Origin of the sequence: Enterobacter sp. DC1 (assembly GCF_000568075.1) — a bacterium.
Classification (GTDB): Bacteria; Pseudomonadota; Gammaproteobacteria; order Enterobacterales; family Enterobacteriaceae; genus Enterobacter; species Enterobacter asburiae.
This window is the reverse complement of sequence record NZ_AZUA01000002.1, coordinates 44,288-70,118: the sequence shown is the minus strand read 5'-3', so window position 1 is coordinate 70,118 and position 25,831 is coordinate 44,288. Positions and strand designations below refer to the sequence as shown.

General features: G+C 58.5%; 20 protein-coding genes. 12 read left to right on the top strand and 8 right to left on the bottom strand.

Translation table 11 applies throughout. The features are described 5' to 3' along the window. Positions 1-34: 34 nt before the first annotated feature. Entirely contained in the window at positions 35-949 is a 915-nt protein-coding gene (gene ldcA / locus P346_RS15370; RefSeq protein ID WP_032658454.1) for a muramoyltetrapeptide carboxypeptidase, read from the bottom strand. Positions 950-1,056: 107 nt separating this feature from the next. Between ldcA and emtA the strand changes: the two genes are divergently transcribed. Then, positions 1,057-1,668: a membrane-bound lytic murein transglycosylase EmtA gene (gene emtA / locus P346_RS15375; protein WP_032658452.1), complete on the top strand. Its 612-nt coding sequence runs from the start codon at positions 1,057-1,059 to the stop codon at positions 1,666-1,668. Positions 1,669-1,705: 37 nt separating this feature from the next. Here emtA and ycgR read toward each other — a convergent pair whose 3' ends face one another. Next, positions 1,706-2,437, bottom strand: a complete 732-nt coding sequence (gene ycgR / locus P346_RS15380) for a flagellar brake protein YcgR (RefSeq protein WP_032658449.1) — start codon at positions 2,435-2,437, stop codon at positions 1,706-1,708. Between the two features lie 208 nt (positions 2,438-2,645). On the opposite strand from ycgR, the gene P346_RS15385 reads away from it, so the two are divergent. After that, positions 2,646-2,900, top strand: coding sequence for a GlsB/YeaQ/YmgE family stress response membrane protein (locus tag P346_RS15385; RefSeq protein WP_008502662.1), 255 nt, complete (start codon positions 2,646-2,648; stop codon positions 2,898-2,900). A gap of 112 nt (positions 2,901-3,012) precedes the next feature. Next, on the top strand, positions 3,013-5,115 hold the full coding sequence (locus P346_RS15390; protein WP_032658446.1) for a TonB-dependent siderophore receptor: 2,103 nt from the start codon (positions 3,013-3,015) through the stop codon (positions 5,113-5,115). Between the two features lie 492 nt (positions 5,116-5,607). Here the strand turns inward: P346_RS15390 and P346_RS15395 are convergent, their stop codons facing one another. Both P346_RS15395 and P346_RS15400 read right to left on the bottom strand, forming a co-directional pair. Then, positions 5,608-7,293, bottom strand: a complete 1,686-nt coding sequence (locus P346_RS15395) for an alpha,alpha-trehalase (RefSeq protein WP_032658444.1) — start codon at positions 7,291-7,293, stop codon at positions 5,608-5,610. Between the two features lie 102 nt (positions 7,294-7,395). Then, the gene (locus P346_RS15400; RefSeq protein WP_029740088.1) at positions 7,396-8,352 is read right to left on the bottom strand and encodes an AraC family transcriptional regulator; all 957 of its coding nucleotides are present in this window, start codon (positions 8,350-8,352) and stop codon (positions 7,396-7,398) included. A gap of 115 nt (positions 8,353-8,467) precedes the next feature. On the opposite strand from P346_RS15400, the gene P346_RS15405 reads away from it, so the two are divergent. Next, positions 8,468-9,655 (top strand): MFS transporter, encoded by a 1,188-nt coding sequence (locus P346_RS15405; RefSeq protein ID WP_032658441.1) that lies wholly within the window; start codon positions 8,468-8,470, stop codon positions 9,653-9,655. Positions 9,656-9,696: 41 nt separating this feature from the next. On the opposite strand, the gene gap is transcribed toward P346_RS15405, so the two are convergent. Together gap and P346_RS15415 are read right to left on the bottom strand one after the other, a co-directional pair. Further along, on the bottom strand, positions 9,697-10,707 hold the full coding sequence (gene gap / locus P346_RS15410) for a type I glyceraldehyde-3-phosphate dehydrogenase (protein ID WP_032658439.1): 1,011 nt from the start codon (positions 10,705-10,707) through the stop codon (positions 9,697-9,699). 78 nt (positions 10,708-10,785) lie between these two features. Beyond that, a complete protein-coding gene (locus tag P346_RS15415; protein ID WP_032658436.1) occupies positions 10,786-11,766 on the bottom strand; it encodes a GlxA family transcriptional regulator in 981 nt (326 codons plus the stop codon). 149 nt (positions 11,767-11,915) lie between these two features. On the opposite strand from P346_RS15415, the gene P346_RS15420 reads away from it, so the two are divergent. Beyond that, a complete protein-coding gene (locus P346_RS15420; protein ID WP_032659521.1) occupies positions 11,916-12,887 on the top strand; it encodes a fatty acid desaturase in 972 nt (323 codons plus the stop codon). Further along, positions 12,880-13,638: a phosphate/phosphite/phosphonate ABC transporter substrate-binding protein gene (locus P346_RS15425; RefSeq protein ID WP_032658433.1), complete on the top strand. Its 759-nt coding sequence runs from the start codon at positions 12,880-12,882 to the stop codon at positions 13,636-13,638. The genes P346_RS15420 and P346_RS15425 overlap by 8 nt, the downstream gene beginning before the upstream one ends. Here P346_RS15425 and P346_RS15430 read toward each other — a convergent pair. After that, the gene (locus P346_RS15430; protein ID WP_032658430.1) at positions 13,617-14,513 is read right to left on the bottom strand and encodes a LysR family transcriptional regulator; all 897 of its coding nucleotides are present in this window, start codon (positions 14,511-14,513) and stop codon (positions 13,617-13,619) included. The two genes, P346_RS15425 and P346_RS15430, sit on opposite strands and share 22 nt — an antisense overlap. A gap of 22 nt (positions 14,514-14,535) precedes the next feature. After that, positions 14,536-16,824, bottom strand: a complete 2,289-nt coding sequence (locus P346_RS15435) for an FdhF/YdeP family oxidoreductase (RefSeq protein ID WP_032658428.1) — start codon at positions 16,822-16,824, stop codon at positions 14,536-14,538. Positions 16,825-17,825: 1,001 nt separating this feature from the next. Here P346_RS15435 and P346_RS15440 point away from each other — a divergent pair. From P346_RS15440 to tagF, 6 genes are read left to right on the top strand one after another with little or no spacing between them, the layout of a single operon-like run. Next, positions 17,826-18,320 carry a hypothetical protein gene (locus P346_RS15440; protein WP_032658425.1) on the top strand — a complete coding sequence of 165 codons (495 nt, stop codon included), beginning with the start codon at positions 17,826-17,828 and terminating at the stop codon, positions 18,318-18,320. A 23-nt stretch (positions 18,321-18,343) separates the two neighbouring features. After that, positions 18,344-18,847 (top strand): type VI secretion system lipoprotein TssJ, encoded by a 504-nt coding sequence (gene tssJ / locus P346_RS15445; protein WP_032658423.1) that lies wholly within the window; start codon positions 18,344-18,346, stop codon positions 18,845-18,847. A 28-nt stretch (positions 18,848-18,875) separates the two neighbouring features. Then, the gene (tssK, locus tag P346_RS15450) at positions 18,876-20,219 is read left to right on the top strand and encodes a type VI secretion system baseplate subunit TssK (RefSeq protein ID WP_032658420.1); all 1,344 of its coding nucleotides are present in this window, start codon (positions 18,876-18,878) and stop codon (positions 20,217-20,219) included. A gap of 17 nt (positions 20,220-20,236) precedes the next feature. Beyond that, positions 20,237-21,475 carry a DotU family type VI secretion system protein gene (locus tag P346_RS15455; RefSeq protein ID WP_032658419.1) on the top strand — a complete coding sequence of 413 codons (1,239 nt, stop codon included), beginning with the start codon at positions 20,237-20,239 and terminating at the stop codon, positions 21,473-21,475. 2 nt (positions 21,476-21,477) lie between these two features. Continuing rightward, positions 21,478-25,098, top strand: a complete 3,621-nt coding sequence (gene tssM / locus P346_RS15460; RefSeq protein ID WP_032658415.1) for a type VI secretion system membrane subunit TssM — start codon at positions 21,478-21,480, stop codon at positions 25,096-25,098. A gap of 16 nt (positions 25,099-25,114) precedes the next feature. Beyond that, positions 25,115-25,831, top strand: coding sequence for a type VI secretion system-associated protein TagF (gene tagF / locus P346_RS15465; protein WP_029740102.1), 717 nt, complete (start codon positions 25,115-25,117; stop codon positions 25,829-25,831).

The following is a 25,831-nucleotide window of genomic DNA, read 5'->3' as shown; positions in this document are numbered from 1 at the left end:
AACAGCGTTTTATTAAGGGGGTATAACGGCTTTTTTATGCCTTTATGACAGGATGGCCGCTGATGGTCAGCCGACTGCCGGAATCATTGTGGATCAGGGTGGCGTGCGCCCCCAGCGCCAGGGTCACGGTTTGTTGCTCATGGCCGAAATCGAGACCGGTGATGACCGGAATATCCAGCCGCGAGCGAACGAAGTCGACCATGGTCTCCAGGGAGTAACCTGCGTCATAGTCATTCGGGGCAGAGCCGCTGAAGCTGCCCAGCACAACCGCGGACTGGCGTTCAAGAATACCGGCATGATAAAGCTGCAATAGCATGCGTTCGACGCGGAACGGATGTTCGTTGATATCTTCCAGCACCAGAATGCCGTCCTCGATTTGCGGCATCCACGGCGTGCCGATGAGCGAGACCAGCATCGCCAGGTTACCGCCCCAGAGCTGGCCTTCACACTCCCAGTGCGGTCCATTGCCTTGCCACTCCACGCTGTAGGTAGGGTTACGCAGCGCGCGCCAGAAATGTTCGACGGTGAACGCATCCAGCTCCGGTGCGCCGAAGTTACCGGCCAGCATCGGGCCGCTGAAGGTGATGACGTTATGCAGGGCCAGCAGCCCGAGCTGGATGACGGTGAAATCGCTGTGGCCGCAAATCAGCAGCGGATCCTGCTGCTGGCGCAGCGCCAGCCCCTGCCAGTCAATGCTCTCCAGCAGCCGGCTCGCACCATATCCGCCGCGCACCGCAAGCACAATCCGGTTTTCGCCCGTCAGGTTCACCAGACTATTGATATCATTCAGCCTCTGCGCTTCGGTACCGGCAAAACGCTGCTGACGGCGGGGGATAATCGTCTGATTTTCTACCTGATGGCCAGATTCCAGCAAACGCTGAACGCCCCGCTGCGCCGCGTCCTGGTTAATGCAGTAGCCCGACGGCGCGATAAGATGAAACTGAGACATGGCAATTCCTTGCTGAATGAGAAACTAATTGTCTATATCATGCCGCTTATACGCCGCCCGCTTCAAGAGGCGGCGCACCGCGATGACCGGCTATAAGGATAGATGACGTGAAATTGAGATGGTTTGCTTTTTTGATTGTGTTGCTCGCTGGCTGTAGTTCAAAACATAATTATCAAAACCCGCCCTGGAACCCGGAAGTGCCGGTGAAACGGGCCATGCAGTGGATGCCGATCAGTGAGCAAGCCGGGAAGGCCTGGGGCGTCAGCCCACGTCTCATCACGGCGATCATTGCGGTGGAGTCCGGCGGTAATCCCACGCTTGTCAGCAAGTCCAACGCGGTGGGGTTGATGCAGCTTAAAGCGTCAACGGCGGGGAGAGAGGTTTATCGCTACATGGGCTGGAGCGGCCAGCCGTCGACCAGCGAGCTGAAGAACCCGGAACGCAACATTTCAATGGGCACGGCCTATCTGAGCATTATGGAGCATGGCGTGCTGAAGGGGATTAAGGATCCAGAGGTGATGCAGTACGCGCTGGTGGTGTCTTACGTTAACGGTGCCGGCGCGTTGCTCAGAACCTTCTCCTCTGACCGCAAAGAGGCGATAGAAGAGATTAACGACATGGACAAAGACGAATTCTTTGAGCATGTGGCGAAAAATCACCCGGCACCACAGGCGCCTCGTTATATCTGGAAAGTACAGAAAGCGATGGATGCCATGTAATGCCGCAGACGGGCGGCGGTCACGCTGCCCGATTTCTTCACAGGACTTTATTTGCGCGTTCCCGCGCCTCCCGCTCCAGGGAATAGATAATACGCTGAAGCTCACGCTCTGCGCCGGGCCCGACGTTCAGGAAACGGAAGCTCAGACGCGGCGTGGTGATGGTTTCATTTTTGCTGTCCACGACGGTGCGGTCGCTGATGGCAATCAGCTGCGCATCGAAATAAAAGCGACCCCAGCCACCCATATCCAGTTCGATTTGCGAAAACCGCATGCCCTCTACCAGCCCTTCCGGTTTCGGCGTATCCATCAGCGCGCCCATGCCGCCCAGCGACAGATCGAAGAGGCGGAAGCGGATCTCTTTTTTGTCCGGCATTTTGGCCTTACAAAAATAGGCGGGATGGAGCGGGGCGCTGATGCGGAAATATTCACGACGCTGAACAAACCAGAGATTGGTCGGAAGCGGGGTAACAAAAGCCGGCAGTCCCTGATATTCGCTCAGTTCCAGCCGCGACAGGACAAACTCCACTTTGGCGCCCTGCGTTTCGGCCATCACCGCGATATTCTCCGCTTTCAGCGCCGCGCGGTTTTCATACTCCTGACTGCCTAAATCAATCACCAGCCGATCCTGCGAGGCGTCAAGGATCTTGCTGATGAACTGATTATTCGACCAGCTGATGCGCAGCGGCACTTCACCTTTTTGCAGGTCGCGTAATACCCCTAATACAGCCAGCGGATTTTGCTTGAGGAACTGCTCACTGTAATGACTCACGCCGGATGGCTCCTTGATTGATGACAGACTGTCTTAGCGTTATCGGCAATCTGCAATGAAACTTAATACAAACCGGTGAGTTTTTTTTGCCTGTTTAGGCAAAGATAAGTCGGTGACATGAAAATGGTTTTCCGGCGATGACCTATACTTAAGTTAGCTGTGCAGAAGGTTTTCTGCGCACGCGTTAAACCTGCAAGAGGGCATCGCTATGGGTATCATCGCCTGGATTATCTTTGGTCTTATTGCTGGCGCTATCGCTAAACTGATCATGCCGGGAAACGATGGCGGTGGCTTTATTTTGACCTGTGTACTCGGGGTCGTTGGTGCGGTTGTGGGCGGCTGGCTGGCGACGATGTTTGGTTTTGGAGGCAACATAAGTGGTTTCGACCTGCACAGTTTTCTGGTCGCTGTCGTGGGTGCCATTGTGGTGCTGGGCATATTTAGGTTACTGCGACGAGCATAAATTGACGTAAACGGCTCTCTGCGGAGGGCCGTTTTTTTGCCTGAGTATTGATTTGTTAATCTAAATGATAATAATTGTCGTTCCGTATTGCATCTAACAACAAGACGACATTATGAATACCTCACGTTTTACGCTTTGCGCCCTGGCAGGGGCCGTCACGCTGGCATTGCAGGTCCCGGCGTTCGCCGAAGAATCCACCATCGTCGTCACGGGCTCAGAGCAGGGCAGCGCGCTGCCGGCCTGGACGAACAGCGCCACGAAATCGGCCGTTGCTGAAAGTAAAACGCCGCAGGTCATCACGACCCTCTCTGCGCCGGAAATTGAAAAGCGTCACGCGAATTCGGTGAATGAAATCCTGCGCTATGCCCCAGGCGTCTCAACCGAGGTGCGGGGGAATACCTCCTACATGAGCGAATATAAAATTCGTGGCTTCACCGTTGACCAGGAGTTCTACAACGGGCTGCAGCTGCCCTATAACGTCACCGGCAATACCAAAGCGCGCATCGATCCGCTGCTGATTGACAGCGTTGATATCCTGAAAGGCCCCTCATCTGTTCTTTACGGCGGCGGTTCGCCGGGCGGGCTGGTGAATATTCAAAGTAAAAAACCGCAGCGGGAAGCCCGAACCGAAATCGGCGTTAACACCGGAAACCGTAATCTGAAAGAGGGATACCTCGATTCAACCGGGCAGATTGCCGACAGCGACTGGAATTACCGTCTGCTGGGCAAAGCGACGGAAAACGACGATCAGCCGCACACCACCCGGTATGAAAACTACCTGGTTGCGCCGTCCGTCACCTGGCAGCCCGACAGCAAAACCCGCCTTACCCTGGACGCGCTGGCGCAAAACACCCCGAGCCTGACGCCGTCTAACCCGCTGCCGCTCGCCTACCTGCGCTCGAAATATGCGGGCAAGCGCGATTACGCCGGAGATGAGTGGAGTGGGTTTAAGCAGCGTCAGTGGATGCTGGGCTACAGCTTTGAACATGAATTCGACAGCGGCTGGGGCTTTAATCAGAAGGCGCGCTATTTCGACGTCGATACCCACCAGCGCAGCGTCTACGCGACAGGGACGGGAAGCGAGGCGTATCAGCTCAACCGCTTTGCCTACACCACCGATGAAGACCTTAAGAGCTTCAACATCGACAACCAGGTGACCAAAACCGTTGCGCTGGGCGAGTGGAAACACCATCTGCTGGCCGGGTTTGACTATCAGAAGCTGAACTCCCATTTCCACTATCGCTACGCGTCGGCCACGCCGGGTATCGATATGCGGCATCCTGACTATTCTCAGATCCAGGAAAGCGCGCTGGGGCTCTATACCGCCCAGAAAAACCGTCTCAGCTACCAGCAAAACGGTTACTATCTGCAGGATCAGGTAGAGTTTGGCGGCCTCAATCTGCTGGGCAGCCTGCGCTACGACGATTACCGCTCCGTCACCACCAACTACCTGCAAAACGGTGATAAAGCCTGGGTATCGCAGGACCGCGTCACCAAACGCCTGGGCGCGCTTTACGCCTTCGATAACGGGATTTCGCCGTTTATCAGCTATTCAGAAGGTTTTGCGCCGGTCTCACCGCAGGGCACGCTCGTGGCGAAAGACGTCAAACCGACCACCAGCAAGCAGGTGGAGGGCGGGGTAAAATATCTGCTGGCCGACTACGCCACCACCTTTACCGCTTCGGTGTTTAACATCCGTCAGAAAAATGTCGTCACCTCCGATCCGGGCTTCCTGAACTATCGTCAGACCGGGGAAGTGGAATCCAAAGGGGCAGAGCTCTCCGCCATCAGCCGTCCGACGGACAACCTGACGCTGATTGCCAACTATGCGTACACCCACGCGATCAACCGGGAAGATGACAAGTACAAAGGCAAACGTCCAACGCAGGTACCGGAGAATGCCTTCAACCTCTGGGGGGATTACACCTTTGACAACACGCCGCTGAAAGGACTGATGCTGGGGGCTGGCGCACGCTACACCGGGCCGATGGAAATCTCTCCGGCAAACGATGCGGGTAAGCTGGGCGGCACCACGCAGTACGATCTGGCGGCTTCCTACCGGATGGGTGAAATCCTGCCCTCGCTGGCAGGGCTAACGCTTAAAGCCAGCGCGCAGAATATCACTAATAAAGAGACGCTGACCTGCTACGACGCGACCAACTGCTGGATTGGGCGTGACAGGACGTATCAGCTAGGGGCGAGTTATAGTTTCTAAGGAACCAGGGGAACCCCGTCAAAAATGCGCAATCGGACTGCCCCCTCTCCCTTGAGGGAGAGGGTTGGGGTGAGGGGGAACATACGGCGCCGGTGGTCATTCCGTTCACTTTATGTTCCTTGCTACTCTGTAACGATGTGACCGGTGAACGTGCCAGGGTGGCTCAGTCGCCACCACCCTGGCAACCCGGGCTCCCGGCGGTAAATCGCCGCTTCGCGGTGCCCTCGGCGTATTCCTTCCGGCTTATCGGGGACGGGCGGAGGTAACATCCCTGTAAAGCCCGCCCTCTCGGCGCATCCATGCGCCTCGCCCCGGCCGGAAGGCAAACGCCTCAGCGATTTACAGCCGGACCATGGCATCGCTGAAAGCGTTCAGGCGTTCTGAAACAACGTTATTGCTTCTGCTCAAAACTTACTGGCTAACCTTCTCCCGGAGGGAGAGGGCTCGCAACGTAGGCCGGGTAAGGCGTAGCCGCCACCCGGCAATACTCCCTTACTGCGCCGCAGCTTTCACCGGCGCAGCCTCATCATTCGCCGCAGGCTGATTCTCCGGCACGCTGTCGCACTGTTTTGCTTTCGGACAGACCCGATCCAGCATTTTCAGCGTCACGCCGTTGCTCCATCCGAAGCCATCCTGCAGCGGATACTCACCGCCGCCGCCGCCCGTACCGGTTGTCGACACGTCATACTTCTCGACCAGTTTCTTTTCGCGGTCGTAAGTATGCTGAACGTTCTTCAGGAAGCGCCAGGTCACGTCCATCGAGACCTTCTCCTGTCCGTAATTCTGCAGCCCTTCCGCGGCCACCCACTGCAGCGGGGCCCAGCCGTTTGGCGCATCCCACTGCTGGCCGCTGTTGACGGTGGTGGTCGCAATACCGCCCGGTTTCAACAGGCGCGACGAGGTTGCCGCGGCGACTTTATCGGCCCGATCCTGCGCCGCCGCCTTCACGTAAAGCGGGAACAGGGCTGCCGCCGTGAGCTGATTGCGAACCTTCTTGCTCTTGAGATCGTAATCCGCGTACCAGCCCTCTTTATCATTCCACAGGTGGCTCTCGATGGCTTTCTGACGCGCCGTTGCCAGCGCCTCGTATTTGCTTGCGCTGGCGGCGTCGCCACTCTCCTGGCTTGCCCGCGCCAGCAGTTTTTCCATCTTGAACATCAGGGCGTTCAGGTCCACGGGGACAATGCTGGTGGTCCGGATGGTGCCGAGCTTTTGCGGATCGTCCATCCAGCGGGAGCTAAAGTCCCAGCCCGAGGCCGCAGCGGAACGCAGATCGCGGTAGATCTCGGTCGCAGGCCGGTTAGGGTTACTTTTGGCGGTATTCACATCGTCAAGCCAGGACTCTGGGCGCGGGGTATCGCGGTCGTCCCAGTAGCGGTTGAGGATAGCGCCGTCGTCCAGCTTCACCACGCGCTTGTTAGCCTGCCCCGGCTGAAGGGCGTCGACGCCGTCCATCCAGTAGGCATACTCTTTCTCCATCTGCGGGCGGTACTTCTTCAGCGCATCGCTGTCGTGGGTCGCCAGCAGTTCAACCATCATTGAGAAAAACGGCGGCTGGGAGCGGCTCAGGTAATAGCTGCGGTTGCCGTTGGGAATGTGGCCGAAGGTGTCAATCTCATACGCAAAGTTATCCACCATGTCGCTGATTTTGTCCCAGTGATTGCTCTCGGCCAGGCCCAGCATGGTGAAATAGCTGTCCCAGTAGTAGACCTCGCGAAAACGTCCGCCGGGCACAACGTAAGGTTTAGGTAACGGCAGCAGGGAATCCCATTTGTTGCTGGCTTTATCCGTGGTGCGCGTCAGTACGGGCCAGAGATCGTCAATGTGCTCACGTAAACTTTGTCCAGCAGGCGGAACATATTTTTCCCCTTCCGCAGGGAGCGTAAAGTTCATCTCGACAAAGTGGCGTAAGTCAAAGCTGGACTGCGCGTGCTGCATCCGGTAATCCGCCAGAATCATCAGCGGGTCGCTTTTGGGGACGGCATCAGCAAAGGTTTTCTGATCGGGAAACAGCTTGGCGCTTTGCACATCATTAAACAGCGGGCCCAGCAAAATATCGGGTGAGGTTGTCTGGGCTGCGGGGCTATCGTCGGCATAACCGAAAGTCGTTACGCCGAGCAGCGCGCCTCCTAACGCAAGGGGCAAGAACGCGGGGCGTAGTGTACGAGGTCTTATCATTAGTTCGTCTCCTGTCTTCACTAAACAGCGTGACCGCTGTTGTCAATCACCTGAAAACCTTAGACGAATATTGCCCGCTTCGCGTTAAAAATTGCTGGCCAGTCAGACCTCTTCCGGCGTCTGGCTGGCTTCCCGCAGCGTGCCCGGCGCATGCCCGATAATCCGCTTAAATGCCCGGCTAAATGCCGCCAGAGAGCCGTATCCCAGCCGCAGCGCGACGGTTTCAATCGGCTGATTTTCGTGGCGAATGTACTGAATGGCCAGCCGCATCCTCAGCTCGCTGAGATATTTTGCCGGGGTGGTTCCCGTCGCGGCCAGGAACCGTTCGGCGAACACGGAACGGGACGTGCCCGCTTCTTTTGCCAGATCCGCCACGCTCCAGTTCAGGCCGGGCTGCTGGTGCATGGCGTAAATGGCTCGGCTCAGGCGCGGGTCGCGCAGAACCTGCACCCAGCCGGTGGCTTTACCACAGCCGCCTTCAACCCAGCCGCGCACGATTAACGCCGCCACCACGTCGGCCAGACGCGCGAGGATCCCGGCGTACCCGGCCTGACGCGCCACGGACTCCCGCTCCATCGCCGCCAGCAGCGGGTGGATCTCCGGCCAGGTGGACATCAGCCGGCTGACCATCATCACTTCCGGCATCGCCTTGATCAGCGGCTGCATCCCGCCAAGTTCAAAATCCATGCACCCGCTAAAGATGATGGTGTTCTCGCTTTCTGGGCAGGGCTCGCAGGTGATGGCGCAGACCGAGCTGCAGATAGGCTCGCTGGGAAAGTCGCTGACCGGGGTAATGGTGGCCCGCTCGTCGGAGAGCAGGGCATGGGAATTGCCGCCAGGAATAAACAGGGCATCGCCGCTGCTCAGCTGAAAGGCCGCACCGCTCTCCATTCGCAGCAGGGCGCTGCCGTGGCTCACGAAATGAAACTGCGCTTTGCCGGGGGCGTGGTGGAACGCGACGCCAAACGGCGAGCTGGCTTCAATCCGCCGGTATTTCACCCCTGACAGGCGCATGCCGCGTAAGAGTTCGCTGATCAGATCGGGTGACTGTACGGTCATGGCGCAACTCCGGACGAATAATCAATAAGTGGAGATTATATGTCATAGATCGTCCAGGGTGAACCTTCTATGCTTTTGCGACAGTTGTCACATTTTTATAACGGGAGAAAAACAGATGAATTCATGTGTCGCGGCGAGCGAGGCGGTAGCGCCTGCAAAACCCGCCTGGCGGGCCGTCTATTCACTGGGGCTGGGGGTGTTTGGTTTGATTACGGCAGAATTTCTGCCCGCCAGTCTGTTAACGCCGATGGCCGCGAGCCTGGGCGTGAGTGAGGGAATGGCCGGACAGGCCGTCACCGCTACCGCGCTGGTGGCGCTGGTGACCGGACTGCTGATTACGCCGGCGACCAAAAGCATCGACCGCCGCTGGGTGCTGATGTTTTTCTCGGTCCTGCAAATTATCTCCAGCCTGCTGGTGGCCTTTGCGCCCAATCTTCACGTCCTGCTGATGGGACGTCTGCTGCTGGGGGTAGCCATCGGGGGATTCTGGGCGATGTCAACGGCGACCACGATGCGTCTGGTTCCGGCAGATAAAGTGCCGAAAGCGCTGGCGGTGATCTTCTCCAGCGTATCGATAGCCACGGTGGTCGCGGCGCCGCTGGGTAGCTACCTGGGCAGCCTGATCGGCTGGCGCAACGTCTTTGTGCTCTGCATTCTGCCGAGCATGCTGGCGCTGCTGTGGCAGCTCTGGGTCCTGCCGTCCATGAAGCCGGAGAGCAGCGGCAGCCTGAGTACGCTGTTCCGCGTGCTGCGTCGTCCGGGGATGATCGGCGGCATGCTGGCGACCATCCTGATCTTCAGCGGCCATTTCGCGTTCTTTACCTACCTGCGTCCGTTCCTGGAAACGGTGGGGCAGGCGAGCGTTGAGACCATTTCGCTGATCCTGCTCGGCTTTGGGCTCGCCAACTTTGTCGGCACCTCCGTTGCCGGGCATCTGCTGGCACGCAATCTGCGCCTGACGCTGGCGCTGGTGCCGTTCGCGATGGGCGTTCTCGCGCTCACGATGGTGGCATTTGGTCATCTGGCTATGCTGGACGGGTTCCTGGTCGCGCTGTGGGGCTTTGCATTTGGTCTGGTTCCTGTGGGCTGGTCAACCTGGCTTGCTACCACCGTTCCGGATGAAGCCGAAAGTGCAGGCGGGCTGCTGGTGGCCTCAATTCAGCTGGCAATCAGTGCCGGGGCGGCCGGGGGCGGGGCGGTATTTGACCTCAACGGCGCCAGCGGCGTATTCGCGGGAAGCGGTTTCCTGCTGGTGATGGCGATGGTGATCGTGTTTATGGGTGTGAAAGTAAAAGCAGAGTGAATGATTTGCCGGGTGAACGCATGCGCCACCCGGCTTCAGGCTTACAGCCCTTTCTTATCCATCAGCACCGCCAAATCCACCAGGCGGTTAGAGAAGCCCCACTCGTTGTCGTACCACGCCAGGATCTTCACCATGTTCCCGCCAATCACCAGCGTGGAAAGCCCGTCGATAATTGAGGAGCGTGGGTCGCCCTGGTAATCGCTGGAGACCAGCGGCTCATCGCTATAGCCCAGAATGTCTTTTAGTGGCCCGCTGGCGGCCGCGTTGCGGAACGCCTCGTTCACCTCTTCGGCGGTTACGTTACGGCTCAGCGTTACCGTTAAATCCACAATCGACACCACCGGGACCGGCACGCGCAGGGAATACCCGGTCAGTTTGCCGTCAAGGGAAGGGATCACTTTCCCCAGCGCTTTTGCCGCACCGCTGGAGTAAGGCACAATCGACAGCGCCGCCGCGCGCGCGCCGCGCAGGTCTTTCTCCGGCTGATCGTGCAGCGCCTGGCTGTTGGTGTAGGCATGCGTGGTATTCATCAGGCCATGCTCAATCCCGAACTGCTGATGCAGCACCTGAGCGGCCGGCGCCAGGCCGTTCGTGGTGCAACTGCCGTTACTCACCACCGCGTGACGGGCGGGATCGTACTGCTCATGATTCACCCCCATCACAATCGTCAGGTCGTCGTTCTTCCCGGGAGCGGAAATGATGACGCGCTTAGCGCCGCCGTGGGTAATATGCACCGCCGCTTTTTCCCGCTCGGTAAAGAAGCCGGTGGCCTCAATCACCACGTCAACGCCGGCGTCACGCCACGGGATATTCGCCGGATCGCGTTCGCTAAATACGGCGATTCGCTGCCCGTCTACCTGCAGCGCGCCGTCTGCCGCTTCAACGGGCGCGGGCAGCTTGCCCAGAAGGGAATCATGTTTCAGCAGGTGGGCGAGGGTTTTACTGTCCGTCAGATCGTTAATGGCCACAATCTGCAGATCCGTGTTGCCCAGCGCCGCGCGCAGGAAATTACGTCCGATACGGCCGAAACCGTTAATACCGACCTTAACCATGGTGCACTCCTTATCTCTGTTGTCTGGAGTCACTGTAGGCGTAGGGCCGGTTGGCGTAAACGACAAAAAAGGATCAGATTACGCCATCTTGCGGCAGTGGAAGCGCTGGCGATACTCGCCGGGCGTGAGGTGAAGATGTTTCTCAAAGATGCGGCGCAGGTTAATGCTGGTGCCAAACCCGCTCTGCTCGGCAACGCGCTCAAGGGAGTCATGGGTCTGCTCAAGCAGCTGGCGGGCCGCGGCCAGACGCGCTTCGGTCACGTAGCGGGCCGGAGAGACGCCCGCGTCGCGAGTAAACACGCGGGTGAAATTACGCGGGCTCATCGCCGCTTTCTCGGCCAGATTTTCCACGCACAGGTCGGCGGTGAGGTTCTGCAGGATCCAAGCTTGCAGTTCGCTTATCGGACCGGATGTGCCGGGCTGCTGCAGGCTGTAACGGCTGAACTGCAGCTGGCCGCCGGGACGGCGCAGATACATCACCATATCCTGCGCCACGTCGCGGGCGAGGGTAAATCCGTAGTCGTCTTCCACCAGCGCCAGGGTCAGATCGAACCCGGAACTCACGCCGCCGGAGGTCCAGATGGGGCCATCCTGAATATACAGCGGACCGCCTTCGACGCGGATAGCCGGATACTGAGTTTGCATCGTCTCCAGCAGCCGCCAGTGGGTGGTCGCGCGCCGACCGTCCAGCAGGCCGGTCTGGGCCAGCAGCATCGCACCGCCGCAGATAGAGGCTACCCGCCGGGCATGCGGCGCAGCGAGGTGCAGCCAGTCCACCACCGCCGTGCTCTCCAGCTCGTTCATGCCGCGTCCGGTGATGATAATGGTGTCCAGCGGTTCACGCGGATCCAGCTCCGGCAGACGATAGTCCGCCAGCAGATTCAGGCCGGACTGGCCGTGGATCACCTGGTGAGGCTGCGTGGTGGCGATGATAATCCGGTAGCGCGGCTGCGCAAGACCTTCCGGATGCAGCCGGTTGGCCTGCATCAGAATGTCGGCGATACCGGCGGCTTCAAACAGCATGCCGCCGTCGGGAACGATAATCAGGATCTTCTTCATGTCCTGAAAAGTACCTTTATCACAGAATAAGTCAAGCGGCGTGTGCGCTCCACGTTTCTGGCAAAGCAATGCGATTTAAGTTCTTTGTTATTTCAGGCGTTATCCCCGATCTTCAGAGAATTATCTCTGGCGAAACGGCGTCTGAAGGAATGAGTCAACGAAGCTCCCTCTATTTACATCCGCAACAACGCGAACAAATCCGCCATCTCGCATCGGGTTTTTTATGGCGAAGCGAACTGCCCACGTGGCTGTTGATCGTCACTATTTATGCCGGCTGGTTTGCCACGCTGGCGTTCTGGCAAACGCTCGGCCTGCTGCCCGCCACGCTGCTGCTGATCGGGTTTACCGCCTGGTACATGTCCCTGCAGCATGAGTTGATCCACGGACACCCCACGCGTTTTGCCTGGCTCAACCAGCTGTTTGGCACGCTCCCGCTGGCGGTCTGGTATCCGTACGGCCTGTACCGGGACTCCCATCTTGCCCATCATCGGCACCATAGCCTGACCCATCCGGTGGATGATCCGGAGTCGTACTATTTTACCGACGAGAGCTGGGCGCGCTTTTCTCCGTGGCAGAAACGCGTCATCCGCGCCCGGAATACCTTCGCCGGGCGGCTGATGCTGGCGCCGCTGCTGGATATCCTGCAGACGCTGGGCAGCGCCATGGCGGCATTTCGTCACCTTCACCTGCGGGCGATGGCGATGTGGCTGGTTCACGTTTTGCTGCTGGTGGCGCTCTTCGCCTGGATGACGCATACCGGTTTTTCACCCGTCTGGTTCGTGCTGGCGGTCAGCTATCCGGCGCTGGCGCTGACCAAGATCCGATCGTTTTTCGAACATCGCGCGGCGGACGATCCCCTTGCGCGCTCCGTTATTAACGAGGCCGGGTTATTCTGGCGGGTGCTGTTTTTGAATCTCAACTACCATTCAGTCCATCACGATCTGCCGGGCGTTCCCTGGTACGGGCTGAAGGCGATCTACCAGCAAAACCGGGAGGCGTACCAGCAGCGAAACCACGGTTTTCTCGTCAGGGGCTATGGTGAATGGCTGCGTCAGTTCTGGGTCAGACCCGTCGACGTCACCGTTCACCCCGGAAAACAACAGGGAGAAGGGTATGAGTAACCTGCTGGCGTTTCCCATGTATGCCGTGGATCGCGCCGACACCCGCGCGCTCTGGCTGACGGTAAAGGGGCTGCTGGCTGCGCGCAATGTGACCGTCGATCGCGAGCCCGGCTGGCCGGAGTCCGATCTGCTGAGGCACTGGCAACAGCCTGCGCTTATCCTCAGCCAGACCTGCGGTTATCCGCTGGTCACGCAGCTTCCGGAAGTGCAGGTGGTCGGCTGTTTTCACTACACGGCACCGGGCTGCGAAGGGATCCAGTACCGCAGCTTTCTGGCGGTGCGCGAGGAGGATCGGCACCTGACGCTGGCGGATTTTCGCGGACGTCGGGCGGTCTGTAATTCCCCGGATTCCCAGTCCGGCTACAATGCGCTGCGAAAAATAGTGGCTCCCCTGTTGAGCGGTGGTCCCTTTTTCGCGCAAACGTCCTTCAGCGGCAGCCATCGCCAGTCGCTGATTGATGTGAAACGCGGGGCGGGGGATATTGCGGCCATAGACTGCGTGACCTGGGCGCTGCTGCAGCGCCATGAGCCGGAACGGCTTGCGGGGCTGGCGGTCATTGACCGTACTCCGCTGACGCCGGGACTGCCGCTGATTACCTCGCATAACACCTCACCTGAAGCGCTTAACGCCATTCGCGATGCGCTCCACGAGTTGGTGAGTTCACCGGAACATCGGGAGATTTGCGACGCGGTGCTGATCGGTGGTTTTAGCGTGGTGACGCGCGAGGCCTACGCCTCATTGTCCGCGTGATAAATCTCCTGCGCGTCGGTAAAACAGCGCAGCGCCAGCGAGGAGATGGGCTTCTGCCTGCGCATAATCAGTCCGACGGGGGCCTCAATGTTCGCATCGGCGATGGGGACAATCCTGAAATTGCTGTTCAGTGCCTCCAGCCCGTTGTTCAGCGGCATGACGGCGCAGCACACGCCGCTCTGAACCGCCTGAATGATCTGGAACGTCGAGTCGCTCTCGAAAACGGACGTCGGTTCGATGCCTGCAGATTTAAAGCTGGCCTCCATATGCGCCCGGTAATGCATCCCTTTGGTCAGGAACCCCAGCGGAAAATCCGTCAGGTCGTGCCACGTCAGCGCTGCCTGGCCGAGCTGGAAATGGCGGACGTCGTGCAGCAGGCCCATCTTCGTTTTTGGCAGCTGGATAACGTCAAACAGGCTGGTGTCGATGCTGTTGAGGTAGCAAATTCCCAGCTCAAGCTGGTTGCGGCTGACGCCGTCGGCAATCTGCGCTGAGGACATGGAATAGAGGCTATAGGTCAGCTCCGGGTATTTTTGCGTTAGCTCGCGAATAAAGATCATCGGATCCACGCTCGCCAGCGGCACCATTCCCAGCCGTAATTCGCCTACCACCTGTCCTTTGCACAGCGCGGCTTCCGCCTGTAGCCCGTCGTGTGCGGCCAGCAGGGCGCGGGCCCACGCGAGGATGCGTTCACCCTCCGGCGTAAACCCTTCAAAGCGCTGCCCGCGCACAATCAGCACCAGCCCCAGCTCCTCTTCCAGGCTGCGGATGCGCATGGAGAGGGTCGGCTGGGTGACGTTGCACTGCGAGGCGGCTTTACCAAAGTGCCGGGTCTCGTCGAGTGCGATTAAATATTTTAACTGTTTAATATCCATCTAATTTTCTGCGCGAGCAGCCTTACAGCATGCGGATCTCTTTCGAGCGCAGGGTGATGCGAACCGGAACGGATTTATACGACGGTGTACCGCTGTCCTTATCCAGATAATCAAGCGGTACCAGCACGTTGGCCTCCGGGTAATAGGCGCCGACGGTGCCCGGCGCGATGTTGTACGCCACCACGGTAATGTCTTTCAGACGCTGAACGCTGCCGGGGAGGGCGGTTTCGATATCCACGCGGTCGCCGTGTTCCAGTCCTGACTGCGCCATATCGTCTTCGTTCATAAACAGCACGTCGCGGCGGCCAAACACGCCGCGGTAGCGGTCGTCCAGAGCGTAAATGGTGGTGTTATACTGGTCGTGGCTGCGCAGCGTGATCAGGCGCAGAACGTGCTCGCCTTCACCGCTGGCGTTCTCGTGAACGCCGTCGAACACCGAGAACATCGCTTTTCCCGTCGCCGTTGGCCAGATACGCTGCGTTGGCGGCAGCGGCATGCGGAAGCCGCCGGGAACGCGGATCCGCGCGTTGTAATTCTCAAAGCCCGGAATGGTTTGCTCGATCAGATCGCGGATGCGGTCATAATCCTCTACCAGCGTCAGCCAGTCCACGCGGGTTTCCGGCAGCGTGGCTTTCGCCATGCCCGCGACGATAGCGGGTTCTGACCGAAGCAGCGGCGAGGCGGGCTTCAGCTTGCCGGATGAGGCATGCACCATCGACATGGAGTCTTCAACGGTAATGGACTGACGACCGGTGGCCTGGAGATCCAGCTCGGTACGGCCGAGGCACGGAAAAATAAAGGTCTCTTTGCCCACCAGAAGATGAGTGCGGTTGAGCTTGGTGCCGACGTGCACGCTCAAATCCAGGTTACCCATCGCCGGAAAACCCCGTTCGTGATCGGGCATCGCGACGGCAAAATTACCCCCAAGGCAGATGAGCGCCTTCGCGCGGCGTTCGATCATCGCCTGCGTGGCCTGCACCGCATCGTGTCCGTGGTGAGAGGGCGGCTCAAAGCCGAAAACGTCCTTCAGACGGTTCAGGAAGGCCGGGGTAGGCTTCTCGCTAATCCCGACGGTACGGTTCCCCTGAACGTTAGAGTGGCCGCGCAGGGGGCAGATACCCGCGCCGGGCTTGCCGATATTTCCGCGCAGCAGCAGCAGGTCAGCAATCAGGCGGACGTTTGCCGTACCTTTATTGTGCTGGGTAATACCCATCCCGTAGGTAATAATGGTGGCATTTGATTTCGCATAGGCGTCGGCCACCTTCTTGAGCGCCGCCCGGCTCAGGCCCGACTCGCGCTCGATCTCGTCCCAGCGGGTTTGCGCGATATCGGCGGCTAAGTCCTCAATGCCCTGGGTGTGTTCGGCAATAAACGCATGGTCGAGCACGTCACCGCGTTCGGCCTCCATTTCCAGTAGATGTTTGGCAATTCCTTTCAGCGCGGCGGCATCGCCCCCGGCCTTCACCTGGAAATAGGTCGAGGCGATATCCGTTGAGCCGTAGGTTGCCATTTCAATCACGCTTTGCGGGTCGGCGAAACGTTCGAGGGCGCGCTCGCGCAGCGGGTTAAAGACGATAATCGGCACGTTGCGACGGGCCAGCTCGTGGAGAGTTCCCATCATTCGCGGATGGTTGGTGCCGGGGTTGTGGCCGATGGAGATCACCAGCTCGGTCTTATCGAAGTCGTCCAGCGAGACGGTGCCTTTCCCGATGCCAATCGAACGCGGCAAACCGACGCTGGTGGCCTCGTGACACATATTCGAGCAGTCGGGGAAGTTATTGGTGCCGTATTCGCGAGCGAACAGCTGGAACAGATACGCCGCTTCGTTAGAGGCGCGTCCGGAGGTATAGAACTCGACCTGGTCCGGTTCGAGCCCGCGCAACACTTCGCCGATGCGTTGAAACGCCTCTTCCCAGTCGACGGGCCGGAAGGTATCGCTTGCCCGGTCATAGCGCAGGGGATGCGTCAGTCGACCGTAGCCTTCCAGCTCAAAGTCCGATTTTGCCAGCAGCGAGGAGACTCTGTTTTCGGCCAGAAACGCGGGGGTAACGCGTTTGCTGGTGGCTTCCCAGGTCACCGCTTTGGCGCCGTTCTCGCAGAACTGGAACGTCGACTTGTGTTCTTTATCGGGCCACGCGCAGCCCGGGCAGTCAAAACCGTCAGGCTGGTTGGTGCGCAGCAGCGTGGCGGGAGCATCAAGGGTATCCATTTGGGTACGTACCGCGATAGCCGTCGCTTTTAACGCGCCCCAGCCTCCGGCAGGACCGTCATAGTGTCTGATACCCGGCACCGAGCGTCTTTTCTTATTCATACCCACTCCTGATTTGTTCGGTCACACAACGTCTGATCCCATAAAAACGCTGCAAAGGACAATAAGTGAAAGCAATGACGACCGGATGGCTATGCGCATGCGGTGCGGAAAAATGCTTTATCTTAAATTCTTTTTATTACATAGGTTTATCGGATCTGATGCTTAAATATTTAAAGAAATTATAACGAAATTTTATCATTTTAATAATAAATCTTATCTATCAGACGGTAGGCAAGATAGATGGGTCGAGCAGGAGAGGATGTAGCAGCAATAAAATTTCGAATGAAGCCTGTGAGCGGCAGCAATAATCACTGTTAGCAGCTGGCGGGCCATCGCAAGCATTTTCGCCAGTGACAATGTCAGAAAGATTAACTCTGGCTTAATGATTAAAGGATAAAATTCAGGCCTGGCAGGGTCATTTTCACAATGCGAAATATAAAGTTATTTTGAGTCGTGAAATTAATGTCGTGCAACATAAGTGAAATAGTCACATTCACGTTGTCGCGTACATTCAATATTAAAGATACCCTGTTAGTGCAACAAATAATTCATCGTTCATATATTCTGCTGACCTCACCAATACGCGAATTCTACTAATTATGGTAGTGGCGATAATAGCCGTATTGCGTTAATGAAAGTGGTTCTCTTTTGTGTTTTTCGTATATAAAACATATGGTTGTGTAGAGTTGCGGTAGGGAAATAACAGAATGCAGGTCATATCCGGTTTTTTCATAGGATTAATCCTATAATTTTCCGACTGCTTCATTTACCAACAGTTACGTAGCGGTAAATATTGAATTGATGCGAAGCTCATGTAAACTTGTTTACCGTTTGTCAAAATATGTCAGGAAGACGCTGGGCCTTATTCTGAAAGGCTCGTGCGGTAGCTATGCCTTTAAAATAGTAACGCCCCGAAAATATCCTGGCTATTTTAACAATAGCACTTAAGTAAAACTTCACTCCCTTATCTTCATCATCGAAATATCGCTACGGAAAAGCATATGAAAATGCGCGTACTGTTTTCACTTCTGTTTGTAATGGCGGTGGCGGGCTGTAAAGCGCCGCAGAAACCTGTGATCAACGACGATACGATCGAGACCAGCCAGGTCAACGGCGTGACCTTAACCCACCGTCACGCTGTTACGCCGCCGGCGGAGTTCAACCCGGTCAACGAACCGTATCGCGCCATGTATCCGGCCTCCCTGATGAGCCGTCCTGACTTCGGCGGCAAAGTTATCCGTAATCTCGAGACCGGAAAAACGTACGTGGTGCTGGGACAGGTTGAACACTACTGGATGGCGCTTGCCGATGAAGGTAACGATCAGCTGATTGGTTACGTCCCGATGCGCGCCGTGATCAAGGCCGACCTGTACGACGCCGCCGTGCGTAAACAGGCCATTCGTCCGAAAGCGCGTAAAAAAGCGACCTGTGTCGACGTCGATGGCAACAGCAAAGCCTGCAAAGACAGCGCTAACGGTACCTGGATCCTGAACTAAACGGCTTTCTTGAGCGCATTTTTATGAATAATAAAAATTTTCATAAGCTGTGGTTATTTTTTTACGCGGTGATTTTCGCTCTGCTCAGTGGTTGTACGTCGTCTTCACACAGCGACCCCTCCCGCTACAATCTGCAGTTTCAGGCTCATCCACAAATCAATGAATCTGCGCCGCTTAAGGTCCGGGTGCTGCTGCTGAAATCCGATGCGGATTTCATGTCCAGCGACTTCTACTCCCTGCAGAACAACGCGTCAGCCACGCTTGGCGCGAATCTGCTGAACAGCGACGTGTTCTTCCTGATGCCGGGACAGCTGTCCAAAACCCTCAGCGGGCAAAGCTCTCCGGAGGCCCGCTACATCGGCGTGATGGCGGAGTATCAGGTGCTGGATGGCAAAAAATGGCGCGTTTCACTCCCTCTGCCCGTGCCTGGCGAAAATCATATCTACCAGTTCTGGAAATGGTCCGCGGATGAACTTCAGGCCAACGTTTTTCTCGACGTGAACGGCATTCGGGTCATCAGCCAGTAACGCGCTTCAACACAGGAAACACATCATCATGACGAAAGCAGAAAAGGTCGTCTGGACCGAAGGCATGTTCCTGCGTCCACACCATTTTCAGCGGACTGAAAGTTATCTGCTCAACCATGTTCGTGAATGGGGTGCGCTACAGCGGTCATATCTCTGGGGCTTTCTTGACGTTGAACTGGATGAAGCGATGCTTCGTCAGGGATGCATTGCCCTGAGCTACTGCAGCGGCCTGCTGCCGGACGGCACCTTTTTCCAGGTGCGTAACGGGCGCAACGGTCCTGTACCGCTGAAAATTCCTGACAATCTCACCAACGAAAAGGTGGTGCTCGCGCTGCCGGTTCGTCGCGGTGAGAGAGAAGAGGTGATTTTTAGCGAAGAGCCGGCCTCGCTGGCGCGCTTCATCACTTTCGAGCAAGAGGTGGAAGACGACAACGCCATGTCGGTGGGGGATGCCACCGTCCAGTTTGGCCGTCTGCGTTTGACCCTGATGCTGGAAAAAGATCTCACGGCAGAATGGACCGCCATCGGCGTGGCGTTTGTGACGGAGAAACGTAACGACAATCACGTGCGCCTCGATAACAGCTACATCCCGCCGATGCTCAACGCCAACAACAGCCCGCAGATCTACAGCATGATCAACGATCTGCACGGTCTGCTGGTGCAGCGCAGCCAGCAGATTGGCGGTCGTTTGCGCCAGCCCGGCCGCTTTAATACCTCCGAACTGATTGAATTCACGCTGCTGTCGCTGGTTAACCGCCATCTGGGCGAGGTTTCTCATTTAAAAACCCTCCCGCTGCTGCATCCGGAAACGCTCTGGCGCAGCTGGCTGCCGTTTGCGACCGAGCTCGCCACCTGGACGTCCCAGCGTACCGCCGAAAGCGTGCTGCCGATTTACGATCATGACGATCTGGCTAATTGCTTCAGCAAGCTGATGCTGATGCTGCGTCAGGGACTGTCGCTGGTGATGGAAGACCACGCGATTCAGCTGCCGCTCAACGAACGCTCTCACGGTCTGAACATCGCTACGGTGCCAGAAACCAGCATGGTGCGCGAATTCGGCTTCGTGCTGGCGGTTAAAGCCAATGTGCCAGGCGAACACCTGCAAACCCATTTCCCGGCGCAGATGAAGGTCGCGCCGGTCTCGAAAATCCGCGATTTGGTTCAGCTTCAGCTTCCGGGCATTATGCTGCGCGCCATGCCGGTCGCGCCGCCGCAGATCCCGTGGCATGCCGGCTACAGCTACTTTGAACTGGAGAAGGGCAGCGAGCTGTGGCACGAGATGGATAAGTCCGGCGCATTCGCCCTGCATCTTGCAGGGGAATTCCCGGGGCTGGATATGGAGTTTTGGGCCATCCGTAGCCCGACAGAATAATAAAGCGAGCGCTTAATATGCAGGAACGACAGGACACCGGCAGTGATGCCGCGTTTACCGGAGCCAGTAGCAACAACCAGCTGGTGGCGGCCGCCAATCCGCTGCTCAACGCGATTCCGCAGATCCGTCATTCGGTCTCCCATGACGATCAGGTGGCGTTACGCCAGCGTCTGATCGATGAGATTCGCCGTTTCGAAGTCCGCTGCCAGCAGGCGGGGCTGCCCTACGAAGTGATCGTCGGGGCGCGTTACTGCCTGTGTACGGCGCTCGATGAGGCCGCCGCGCTCACCCCGTGGGGCAGCAGCGGCGTCTGGTCAAGCAACGGTCTGCTGGTGACGTTCCACAACGAAACCTGGGGCGGCGAGAAGTTCTTCCAGCTGCTGGCGCGCCTGTCGCAGAACCCGCGCGAGCATATTCTGCTGCTGGAGATGATCAACTTCTGCCTGCTGCTGGGCTTCGAAGGGCGCTATCGGGTGCTGGATAATGGCCGCACCCAGCTTGAAACCATCAAGCAGCGGCTGTGGCAGATGATCCGCGGCGTGCGCGGCAGCTATCCGCCGCCGCTTTCACCCCATCCGGAAGATCGTCCGGTGCTGCGCAAGCTCTGGCGGCCGATGGTTCCCCTGTGGGCCTGCGTGGCGCTGGCCGGGTTTATCGCCTGCCTGTTTTATATCGTGCTTAACTGGCGTCTTGGCGATAACACCAACCCGGTGCTGGCGAAGATTTACCAGTCCCAGCTGCCGGAAACCACTATTCAGCAGCCGGCCCGTCAGCTACCGGCGGTGCTGAACCTGCGCGGCTTCCTGAAGCCTGAAATCGAGGCTGGCCTGGTCGCGGTGAAAGACGAAGCGGACCGCAGCGTCGTTATCCTGAAGGGCGACGGGCTGTTTGCCTCTGCCTCTACCGTCGTGCGTGACCGCTATGAACCGGTCATTAACCGCATTGCGCAGGCGATGAATAACGTCAGCGGCAAAATTCTGGTGGTGGGCTACAGCGACAACGTGCCGATCCGCAGCGCGCGCTTTGCCTCTAACTATGAACTCTCTCTGGAACGCGCCCGCTCGGTACAGAAAATGCTGCAGGGAAGCCTCTCTCAACCTGGCCGCGTGAAAGCGGAAGGGCGGGGCGAGATTAACCCGGTGGCGCCGAACACGACGCCTGAAAACCGCGCCCGTAACCGCCGTGTGGAAATTACTCTGCTGGTGTCGCCTGAAAACACTCAGGCTGAGCTGAACGGATTGCCGCAAGGAAACTAAGGATGCTGACTACACTTCTTTCCATTTTGACCAACCGCATTCTGTGGAGCTTCCTCGGCGTAACGGCGCTTGCGGCGGTGATCTGGATGATTGGTCCCCTGTTGTCCATCGTGGACACCCGACCGCTTGAGTCTGAACAGAACCGTATTATCAGCATTGCCGTGGTCTATCTGCTCTGGGCACAGGGCCACATTCTGCCGCGCCTGTACAATGCCTGGCTGAACCGCAAGCTGATGGACAAGCTCAAGGAGAATACCGCCAGCCCGGAAGCGGCGGATCCGCAGAAGCGGCTGAACAGCGAGGAGCAGATCCTCGCCAGCCGCTTTGATGAAGCCGCGCAGATGCTTAAAAAAGCGCACTTCAGCAAAGCGGGTCAGAGCGCCCAGTGGACGCAGCGCTTCAGCACGCAATATCTCTATCAGCTGCCGTGGTACGTCATTATCGGCGCGCCGGGCTCCGGTAAAACCACGGCGCTGGTCAATTCCGGGCTGCAGTTCCCGCTGGCCGATCGCTTCGGTAAGACCGCGCTGCGGGGCATTGGCGGCACGCGTAACTGCGACTGGTGGTTCACCAACGAGGCGGTGCTGCTGGACACGGCGGGCCGCTATACCACCCAGGAGAGCGAGCAGGTGCAGGACGCCGGCGAATGGCTGGAGTTCATGGGGTTACTGCGTAAGTATCGCCGCCGCCAGCCGATCAACGGCGTCATCATCACCATCAGCATTTCTGACCTGCTCACCCAGTCCGCCGAGGCGTCCCGCCAGCAGGCGGTGAACCTGCGCCAGCGTCTGTCCGAGCTGCATGAACAGCTGGGCATCCGCTTCCCGGTGTACGTGATGGTGACCAAGGCCGACCTGCTTAAAGGCTTCCGCGCCTGGTTTGCCGACTACGATAAAGCGCAGCGCGACCAGATCTGGGGCTTTACGCTGCCGTGGGAGCAAACCAAACACGCCGATTACGACCTGATGGGCAACTTCCAGCAGGAGTTTTCTCTGCTCCAGCAGCGCCTCGATGCCGGGCTGCCGGAAACCATGCTGAAAGAGCATGACGCGAAAACCCGCGCAGAAGCGTATCTCTTCCCGCAGGAGTTCGCCGCGCTGCGTCCGCTGCTGGCGGACTACCTGAGCACGGTCTTCGCCCGCTCCAACTTTGAAACCGAGTTCTCTCCGCGCGGGATCTACTTCGCCAGCGGGACGCAGGAAGGCATGCCGTTCGACCGCGTGATGGGCGAACTGAACCGCGCGCTGTCGCTGCCGGAAGGGGGAGAGGCGGATAACTGGGATTCGGTCAGCAAAGAAGCGCCTATCCCGGGTGCTAAAGGTCAGAGTTTCTTCATTAAGAACCTCCTGCAAAACGTCATCTTCCAGGAAGCCGGGATCGCGGGCGAAAACCGCTGGTGGGAGCTGCGCAACCGGGCGGTGATCTGGTCCGGCTACGCGGCGCTGCTGGCCCTGCTGGCGATCCTCGGCGGTCTGTGGCTGACCAGCTATGCCAAAAACAAGGCCTATCTGGAAGAGGTGGATGCGAAGGTGCCGCTGCTGGACCAGCAGAGCAAGGCGTTGCAGAACCAGACCCAGCGTGACCTGTTCGATCTGCTGCCGCTGCTGAACGGTCTGGTTGACCTGCCGAAAAGCGACGCGTTTGATGTCAACGATCCGCCCGTATCCCGCCGTATGGGGCTCTATCGCGGGGATGACGTCAGCGATGCCGCGCAGTCTCTGTACCAGAAAGCGCTGGATCAGATGCTGTTGCCTGCCGTCGCTATGCACATCACCACCTGGCTTCGCAACGACAACGGCAGCGATGTGGAATACAGCTATGAAGCGCTGAAAGCCTATCAGATGCTGTATCAGCCAAAACACTACGACGGCAAATTCCTGCATTCGTGGGTGATGCTCAACCTGCAGCGAAATCTGCCGCAGAACGTCACGAAGGCGCAGCTGCAGCAGCTGGAATGGCACCTGACGCAGCTGCTGGAACCGAAAATTCAGGCCTCGCCTTACGCGCAGGATGAATCTCTGGTTGCCCGCGAAAGAGCGATGATCGGCCAGCAGCCGCTCTCCACGCGCGTATACGGTCGTCTTAAACGCCTGCTGGAGCATGATGAGAACCTCAAGCCGGTCTCCCTTTCCGACCTGGGCGGACCGCAGAGCGAGCTGGTGTTTTCACGCAAAAGCGGCAAGCCGGTGAGCGAAGGCGTGCCGGGTCTATATACGCCGGACGGCTACTGGAAAAGCTTTAACGGCCAGATTGACAGCGTAACCACCGCCCTGCACGAGGACGACGCCTGGGTGCTGGGGGCCGCGACGGCGCAGGAAGATAAACAGCAGATCGATAACGCCGTGCGCCAGCTCTACATGCGCGATTTTATTGCTAACTGGGATCGCTTCCTCGCCGACATCCAGCTCAATAATAGCGCCGATCTTTCCCAGCGCATCAACACCGCGCGCCTGCTCTCCGGCGCAAATTCGCCGCTGCGCCGTCTGGTGCAGAACCTGAGCCAGGTCCTGACGCTGTCACGCAATGCGCCAGCGCCGGAAGATGCGGATAAAGCGCAGGCGCAGAGCAACCGCGCCACCCGCACGCTGGAAGCGCTGTTCAGCAACAATGACGCTGCGCCGACCCAGGCCGCCGTGGTCACCCAGGCGCCGGAACAGCTGGTGACCGACCACTACGCGCCGATGATTGAGCTGGCGCAGCCGCTGGAGAAGGGCGGAAAGACCATCGTGTTTGATGATTTTCTCAAGCAGGTGGATGAGCTCTATCGCTACCTGACCGCCGTCCAGGACGCGGCCAACAGCGGCATGCCGGCACCGGGCGGCGAGGCGATCAGCCGGCTGCAGGCCAGCGCCGGTCGTCTGCCGGGCGGGCTGCAAACCATGTTCAGCAATATGGCGGTGGGCGCCAGCAGCGATACCCAGCGCCGTGACCTTGAAAACGTGCGTAAGCGAATTAACGTTGAGGTGGGCGGATTCTGCCGTCAGGCGATCGCCGGTCGCTACCCGCTGGTGCGCAGCGCCAGCACCGAGGTCACCCCTGACGATCTGGCGCGCATGTTTGCGCCGGGAACCGGGCTGATGGACGCTTTCTTCCGCGACAATCTGACCAATAAAGTGGATACCACGCAGGCAAACTGGCGCTTTATGCCGGGCATCGACGGTAAAACGCTGCCGGGAAGCGAAGGGCTGCTGAGACCGTTCCAGCAGGCCCAGTCCATTCGCGACGCCTTCTTTGCTAATGGCGCCACGACGCCGTCCTTCAAGGTGACGGTTCGCACCGTGCGAATGGATAACACCATTCTGAACCTGACGCTGGACGTTGACGGCCAGCTGCTGCGCTACAGCCACGGTCCGCAGGCCGTGCAGATCATGAACTGGCCGGGGCCGGGCGGCACCAACCAGGTACGCATGCAGCTGGGGCTGGCTAACGGCAGCACGGCGACGCTGGTCACCAACGGCGCCTGGGCGCTCAACCGCTTCTTCGATAAAGCGAGCACCAGCCCGGGCGCGGGTAGCCTGAGCCGTCAGGCCACCTTCAGCGTCGACGGACATCAGGTCACGCTGGAGTTTGCGCCAAACAGCATTCGTAACCCGTTCCAGCTTCCCCGTTTCTCATGCCCATAACCGCAAGGACAGCCGTATGACGAATACCCCTGCGATGAACCGCTACAGCTGGTATGGCAAGTTACCCAGCGCCGGAGATTTTTTGCAGCGTCGCTTTCCTGACACTTTACAGCGCCAGTGGTCACACTGGTTCCAGGTCGGTCTGCTGGCCTGGCAGCAGGAAGAGCAGCGCAGCGGCGAGCGCCAGTTCCAGAAAGCGCCAGTCTGGAATTTTGTGGTACCGCCTATGCTGGGCAGCCAGATGATCCAGATGGGCTGTCTGCTGCCCGGCCGCGACAGCGTTGGCCGCCAGTACCCGGTTTGCCTTCAGCTGAGCTTTGCCCCGTCAGAGTGGTCGACCAGCCTGCTCAGCCAGGCCGAAAGCTGGTACCAGCAGATTGGGCGCCTGGGGCTGCACGCGGTGCGCAACAGTTTTTCCGCCTCGCAGCTGGATGAGATGCTGATGACCATTCCGGCACCGCAGCCCGTCGAGCCGCAAAAGCGCTCCGACATCCTTGATGTGATTGGCTATGACGAGGATGGCCAGAGCACGCTGGGCTGGCCTCAGGCGGCCGAGTGTTTTGATCCGCTGCGCCAGACCAGCTACTGGTGGACCAACCGCTGCGACGGCTACCCGCTGTACACCCATGTGCACAGCGGTAACTTTACCGGGCAGCTTTTCACCCTGCTGTTCGACCCGGCAGGGGGCGCCCGTCCGGGGCGTCACGGTCTTTATCCGCCCATGTTTGAATAA

Excerpts from the sequence above, each read along its gene's own strand:
- P346_RS15385 (WP_008502662.1), top strand. The coding sequence starts at position 2,646 with ATGGGTATCATCGCCTGGATTATCTTTGGTCTTATTGCTGGCGCTATC.
- P346_RS15390 (WP_032658446.1), top strand. The coding sequence starts at position 3,013 with ATGAATACCTCACGTTTTACGCTTTGCGCCCTGGCAGGGGCCGTCACG.
- P346_RS15430 (WP_032658430.1), bottom strand. The coding sequence starts at position 14,513 with ATGGATATTAAACAGTTAAAATATTTAATCGCACTCGACGAGACCCGG.
- tagF (WP_029740102.1), top strand. The coding sequence starts at position 25,115 with ATGACGAATACCCCTGCGATGAACCGCTACAGCTGGTATGGCAAGTTA.
- P346_RS15435 (WP_032658428.1), bottom strand. The coding sequence starts at position 16,824 with ATGAATAAGAAAAGACGCTCGGTGCCGGGTATCAGACACTATGACGGT.
- tssJ (WP_032658423.1), top strand. The coding sequence starts at position 18,344 with ATGAATAATAAAAATTTTCATAAGCTGTGGTTATTTTTTTACGCGGTG.
- P346_RS15395 (WP_032658444.1), bottom strand. The coding sequence starts at position 7,293 with ATGATAAGACCTCGTACACTACGCCCCGCGTTCTTGCCCCTTGCGTTA.
- P346_RS15440 (WP_032658425.1), top strand. The coding sequence starts at position 17,826 with ATGAAAATGCGCGTACTGTTTTCACTTCTGTTTGTAATGGCGGTGGCG.
- tssM (WP_032658415.1), top strand. The coding sequence starts at position 21,478 with ATGCTGACTACACTTCTTTCCATTTTGACCAACCGCATTCTGTGGAGC.
- P346_RS15425 (WP_032658433.1), top strand. The coding sequence starts at position 12,880 with ATGAGTAACCTGCTGGCGTTTCCCATGTATGCCGTGGATCGCGCCGAC.
- gap (WP_032658439.1), bottom strand. The coding sequence starts at position 10,707 with ATGGTTAAGGTCGGTATTAACGGTTTCGGCCGTATCGGACGTAATTTC.
- P346_RS15400 (WP_029740088.1), bottom strand. The coding sequence starts at position 8,352 with ATGACCGTACAGTCACCCGATCTGATCAGCGAACTCTTACGCGGCATG.
- P346_RS15405 (WP_032658441.1), top strand. The coding sequence starts at position 8,468 with ATGAATTCATGTGTCGCGGCGAGCGAGGCGGTAGCGCCTGCAAAACCC.
- ldcA (WP_032658454.1), bottom strand. The coding sequence starts at position 949 with ATGTCTCAGTTTCATCTTATCGCGCCGTCGGGCTACTGCATTAACCAG.
- P346_RS15415 (WP_032658436.1), bottom strand. The coding sequence starts at position 11,766 with ATGAAGAAGATCCTGATTATCGTTCCCGACGGCGGCATGCTGTTTGAA.
- P346_RS15455 (WP_032658419.1), top strand. The coding sequence starts at position 20,237 with ATGCAGGAACGACAGGACACCGGCAGTGATGCCGCGTTTACCGGAGCC.
- P346_RS15420 (WP_032659521.1), top strand. The coding sequence starts at position 11,916 with ATGAGTCAACGAAGCTCCCTCTATTTACATCCGCAACAACGCGAACAA.
- tssK (WP_032658420.1), top strand. The coding sequence starts at position 18,876 with ATGACGAAAGCAGAAAAGGTCGTCTGGACCGAAGGCATGTTCCTGCGT.